Genomic DNA, 5,571 nt, shown 5'->3' on the forward strand with positions numbered 1-5,571 from the left:
TCAGCGCCACCGGAGTAGCCCATGGTCCACACCTGGGAAGCGTCCAGGTTGTTCTGGCTAACAAAGGACTTCGCGAAGGAGCGGAAGAACTCGCCATTAGCGTCCATGTCTTCCCACCAGGTGATGCCGTCGCCAGATGCGTTGGTGTCCGGGGAGATGACCGGCACGAAGACCATGTTGCGGGCGTTAGCGATTTTGCCCATTGCCGCGAGCATACCCTCGTCGGGGGTGTAGACCTTGGACTCGTCACGCTGCCAGTAGTCTCCGTCGAAGTAGAAGACCACGCCAACGGGCTTGGAGTAGTCCAGGTTGTTCGCGTACACGTGGTACTGGGAGGTGGTACCCGCCGGGGAGGTGTAGCTCTGGTAAGTTGCGGAGCTCATGGTGCGGGCACGCTGAGTGTTCTGCTGCTTCTGCTCAGATTTCTGTTCGGTCTTCTGCTCAGCCTTGGGAGCGGCGGTTGCCTTGCCCTTGGTCAGCGAGTTGCTCAGAATCTGCGAGAAGTTGTAGTCGAAGTGGCCCGAGCCGTTCAGAACGGTCGCGGAAGCGTTGGTGTAGCCGGCGTTGCGGTAGGCGTTGTAGCCGCCTTCAACGGCGCCTCGTGCGCTCCAGGTCTGCGGGTAGGTCTCGCCGGAGCCGTCGTTCGAGTTTGCGTACCAGAACATGGGCTGGGACTTCAGCGCAGCCGAGGGGGTACCCTCGTCCAGGCCACCACCAGCGACCATGATGGATCCGCCGCCGTTACGCCAGGTCTGGGGCTTGGTGTTCAGCTCGTAGGTGATGAACTCAGCGCCACCGGAGTAGCCCATGGTCCACACCTTGGAGGAGTCCACACCGTTAGCCGCGATGAAGGAGGAAGCGAAGGAGCGGAAGAACTCGCCGTTACGCTCCATGTCTTCCCACCAGGTCACGCCAGCGTCGTAACGGTTGGCGTCCGGGGAGATGACGGGCACGAACAGCATGTTCTGTGCCGCTGCGGATGCAGCCATCTGAGCCAGCTCACCGGAGGGGTCGTAGACCTTGGACTGGTCGTTGCGCCAGTAGTCGCCGTCGAAGTAGAAGACCACGCCAACGGGCTTGGAGAAGTCCACGCCCTCAGCGTAGACGTGGTACTGCGAGGTGGTACCAGCCGGGGAGGTGTAGGACAGGAAAGTCTGGTTGGTGCGGGTTGCTGCCACACCGGATGCCGCCTGAGTAGCCTGTGCGGTCTGCGCGGGCTGCGCGGCAGGGGTTGCAGCGCTCTGGGTAGCTGCGGGAGCCTGGGTAGCTGCGGGAGCCTGGGTAGCTGCGGGGGTCTGTGCAACCTGTGCCAGGGTGGGCTGAGCGGAAGGCTGAGCCGCCTGTGCGGACTGGAAGGTAGCCGAGGGGGTTGTCTGCTGAGTTGCCTGGGCAGTGTAGGTCTTCTGGATGGGCTGAACCGCGGTCGTTGCGGGAGCCTGCTGAGTCTGCTTTGCCTGTTCTGCCTGCTGGCGGATCTGCACAGCAACCTGCGAGAGGGTGGGCTGCACGGTGGAGGTGAACAGGGACTTCGGAGCCTGGGTAGCTGCGCCGGGGATGTCCTGAACGACGGGTGCGAATGCGGAAGCGGGTGCTACCAGGGTGCTACCGAGCACGGAGGGTACGGCGATGGCTGCGAGAGAGCCAGCCTTAACGGTGCGGGGGCGAAGTGCCATGGGTTGTCCTCGTTGTTGGTGTTTCGTGGGGCGCGGACGCCCGAGAGTGGTTGAGTGATAGGTGGTCTATAGGTGAGAAGCCTATAGGCGGTCGGCCTGCGAATGTGATGCCGCATGGAGCAAGTCCAGTAACCGTCCCGTGTGTGTTGCGGGGGTTTCCTCGTGTGATGGAGGGGTGCAGTATTCATTTCGGAGAGCTACGCGGCGGACCGCGGTGACCACGTACTCAAAGCTACCAGGTCAAAAAGCCTTTTCCAGCGGTTTTTTGGGGCTATTTTTGGGTATCGAACAAGATTCAATCTTAACAAGAGCTTTTTCTAAGCTTCTAGTTTAACTTGAATCACCCTCAAGTAGAGGTTGAATGGGCTATTTTTCCTTGATTTTCCGGGGTTTTTGAGCGTTTTTTGAAAGAGTTTCAAAAAACTCTACAATTAACTTGAATGTTTCGTATGTGATTACAATCACTTTCAGAGTGAATTGTTGCACTCGAAGCCCAATTTTTGCCAAAAACCGCGGAATTCCGGGGCAAAACGGGTGATTTCCAAGCCCGGAATATAGGCACCTTTCGCATATTCCACTTTGAGAATGCACTTTGAGGCAAAAACAGCCCCCTCGCCACTCCCCCACCCAGGCATCCTATCGGACCCCTCATCACGCTCTTGAGACCCGCCCCAGAGCCCCCTTCAGGACCCCTTTCAGATCCCCTTTCAAGGAGCTCAAAAGCAGCGTCTCAAGAAGGCGTAACCACCCTCCAGCAACCGCTCGGAAGTGACTCCACCACCCCCATGGGCACACCCGCTTGAAGCCCCGATAGACGGACTGAGGAATACCTCGAAAGACGCATCGGGAGACGTTCCGAAACCAGTCCAGGGTACTTTCACGACGGTTCTATGAAATTCCGTGAGGAGGTTTCAAGAGGGGTTTCGAGAGGCCGAAAGATCCACCTCAAGCACCCCGGAAGGGACAGCAGGCTGCCCCCCCATCAGTCTCCCCGAAGCACCGCCCCGACAAGGTTCAGAAGACCCCCTCCGCAGATTACAGAAGGCAGGAGATACGGAGAGGCAGGAGATATAAAGAAAGCCGCCCAGCAGGCGGCAGAAAGGTAGCACAAGAAGAAGAAAAGTAGGCGGCAAATGAAGACAGGTCGCCGACAGGAAAGGTGCAGGAAGGTGGCGAAAGAAGGCAGACCGGCGGTCGGAAGGTGACGGGAGGACAGCAGAAGGAGACAGGTCGGCGGGAGTACGGGTTTTAGGGAATAAAAAAACTCCCGATAGCTAAGCTATCGGGAGTTATCCGTTGCGGGGACAGGATTTGAACCTGCGACCTGAACATTCTGAAAGTTGCCCCTACTAATCTTGCATCGTTGTATCATAGCAGTGCGGGTAACTTTCTGTTACCTGAATATGTTCAGATTCTGAGAGCTTGGAGAAGTCGTGGTCACCGTTGACCTTGACACCCGTGTTGAAGAGGTTGAGGAAGCTGTTTGTCCTCACATCACCTCGAAGTTCCTGTGCGCCCCTGGGTGCCCGACGGGTGGCATTGCATGCTTCACTGCCCAGTGTGCTAACGGCTGCGGCATCTCTGTTGGCTGCAAGTGGTTAGTAGCTTTGTCGCAGCAGTCGGCCCTGGAGGGAAGGCATCCTAGGCCTTACCTCCAGGGCCGTTTTCTTTGAAAGGTAGGCCATGCCAGCTATATCGGTAACTGATTTGTCGGTTGGGTACAAGAATTCCCCAGTAGTGAGCGGCATTAACTTGCAGCTAAATACTGGCAGGATAATCTGCCTCCTTGGACCAAATGGGGCAGGTAAAACCACCTTAATGAAAACGCTCCTTGGTCGGATAAAACCAGTAAGTGGCCACATTAGATACGATCAGACAGACATTAGCGAAATGTCAGCTGCAATCGACCATCCAAGCTACTTTCCGTATCTGAGCGGTAAACAAAATGTACAGGTCGTCGCGGCATTCTGGGGTCTGGATGTTGATCCTGAGTCGGCCTTGGATAGTGTGGGCATCGTCCGCGCTGCCCACGGGCGGAAAGCCAAGGACTACTCGACCGGCATGAAGGAACGGCTGGAGCTTTGTCTTGCTTTATTATCTAGACCAAGATTTTTGTTCCTTGATGAGCCACAGAATGGTTTGGATCCAGATGGCATGATCTCCTTGTCTGCGACGCTTCGTCGTTATCGGGACGAAGGGAACTGCGTTGTAATATCAACGCACCTCCTCCATGAGATTCAAGGCGTCCCGGATGAGTGTGTCGTAGTTCGTAACGGCAAAGCTTTGCATATCCCCGACCTCAACGGCGTGAATCTCGCGGACCTATATCACCGGGGGTAGGACCATGCGAATTACTTCAGCTATCCGTGCTTTGCTTACTTACTATTGGAACATCTGGTATTTTCTCGCGGCTATCTTGGGCTCAATGGCGTCACTATTCCTCGGTGCATGGATTTCAAGTGAGGCAAGCGGAACTCCAATAACAGGGGGATACAGCTTCTTCTTTACTGGAACGCAGCCACTAATTTCCCTCGCATTACTCTTTATACTTGATGCTAGGGTTTCCAAGGTCCACTACGGGGGTTTGCCTCAGCAGGTATACATTGCCTGGTTGCCTAGCGTCCTACGCACCATCTGTCGAACACTTTCAATAGTTCTTGTAAACCTACTTAGTGTGCTGCTATTCGATCTAACAATGGTTTTGTCTGGTTCGAAAATGCACTCTGGGCTAGCAACCCTGCTTTGCTTTCTTACCTTCCAAAGTATACTAATTGCTCTGATCTACTCGACATTAGAAAGTCTCTCAAAACCTCCGACTGCCGCGGTAATTTCAGGTGTTCTTCTGTACTTCTGGATAGTGCTACCCGGTAACCTAGCTGACAATGCTACCCCATACATATCAAACGCCCTCCACTCCGTAGGGCTGAATCTCAATGGTACCGCAATCTCGTTCGTAGATATCCAGGAGCAATCAAATTTCGGTTTCTCTGCGCTTATCCCGGTACCAATCCTAATTATTACCTATGTTCTTGTGGCTAGGTTTCGAAGTAAAGGAGCAGTAAGAAAATGAAGTCTTTGTGTTCTATCGAGCGAATTGCAATCATTCGTTGGGTCACGATCGCTTATCTCGGTGCACTAGTTCTTCCGCTGCTGTTTCTCCGTTATGGAAATACCATTGCCGTAGCGCAATCCGCGTTACTCATCATGCTCCCAATTGCCACGGCAGGTCTAGCTTTGTCGCATGCTAAGGTCCCTGCCTCGTACGTCTCGTTTAGTATTCACGATAAAGTTCTGCTCCGGTTCATTGCTAAATCGCTGCTTCTCGCACAAGTAGTTAACCTTTGTTTGAGTCTGCTTTATGTCTCTATCATTGGCGAGCTTGTTAATGAGCGACTGTCGAGTCATACTGCTTTAGTACTTGTTTTCTCTTCGGTTGTGCTAACTCTGGCCTGTTTTGCGCTTCGGCTTTGGACTACTTCATTAGTTTCATGGATTGTTATCATCTTTTTTGTGGTGGCAGGTCTTCCGATTAGCACAGGTGATTTTGCGAACTCACCGATCTTGTTTGCTGTCGTTCCCACGACTTGGATTTTAAAAGGCGCCACCTTTGGCTCCTATATATTTTCTACCGGGTTTCTGTTGGCTGCGATAAGTTCGGGGTTTTTACTAACGTCGGTGAAACGTGCATAGCTATACTTCACTTGGAAAAGCGTATGTGAGGATAGCTGCACTTCCAACGGATAGGTTTCCAAGTGACGGCAAAGCGAAGTCAGCGTTTGCTAAACTGTTCTATCGAATCCCAGTTTGAGATCGGTCCTTGCAAGTTCCACACCTTCGTTTTATTCCGCTATCACGAAGGCTATTTCCGGCTCTTCCGAGTTGAGTGTGGGTGACCAGG

General features: G+C 53.8%; 4 protein-coding genes. 3 read left to right on the plus strand and 1 reads right to left on the minus strand.

The window, feature by feature from the left end:
- Nucleotides 1-1,673: polysaccharide deacetylase (locus tag HMPREF2528_RS08960; RefSeq protein WP_070543769.1), on the minus strand; the 1,673-nt coding region annotated here is incomplete at its 3' end.
- Between the two features lie 1,433 nt (nt 1,674-3,106).
- Here HMPREF2528_RS08960 and HMPREF2528_RS09345 point away from each other — a divergent pair.
- The 3 genes from HMPREF2528_RS09345 (at nt 3,107) to HMPREF2528_RS08970 (ending at nt 5,363) form a co-directional block, all read left to right on the plus strand.
- Entirely contained in the window at nt 3,107-3,346 is a 240-nt protein-coding gene (locus HMPREF2528_RS09345) for a gallidermin/nisin family lantibiotic (RefSeq protein WP_005505332.1), read from the plus strand.
- Nucleotides 3,347-3,410: 64 nt separating this feature from the next.
- Nucleotides 3,411-4,013: an ABC transporter ATP-binding protein gene (locus HMPREF2528_RS08965; protein WP_239663304.1), complete on the plus strand. Its 603-nt coding sequence runs from the start codon at nt 3,411-3,413 to the stop codon at nt 4,011-4,013.
- A gap of 726 nt (nt 4,014-4,739) precedes the next feature.
- A complete protein-coding gene (locus tag HMPREF2528_RS08970) occupies nt 4,740-5,363 on the plus strand; it encodes a hypothetical protein (protein ID WP_005505326.1) in 624 nt (207 codons plus the stop codon).
- Nucleotides 5,364-5,571 lie beyond the last annotated feature (208 nt).

The organism is Rothia sp. HMSC078H08, from assembly GCF_001808955.1.
Taxonomy (GTDB): domain Bacteria; phylum Actinomycetota; class Actinomycetes; order Actinomycetales; family Micrococcaceae; genus Rothia.

Bases quoted from the DNA above. Each gene is read 5' to 3' on its own strand.
- HMPREF2528_RS08970 (WP_005505326.1), top strand. From the start codon at position 4,740: ATGAAGTCTTTGTGTTCTATCGAGCGAATTGCAATCATTCGTTGGGTC.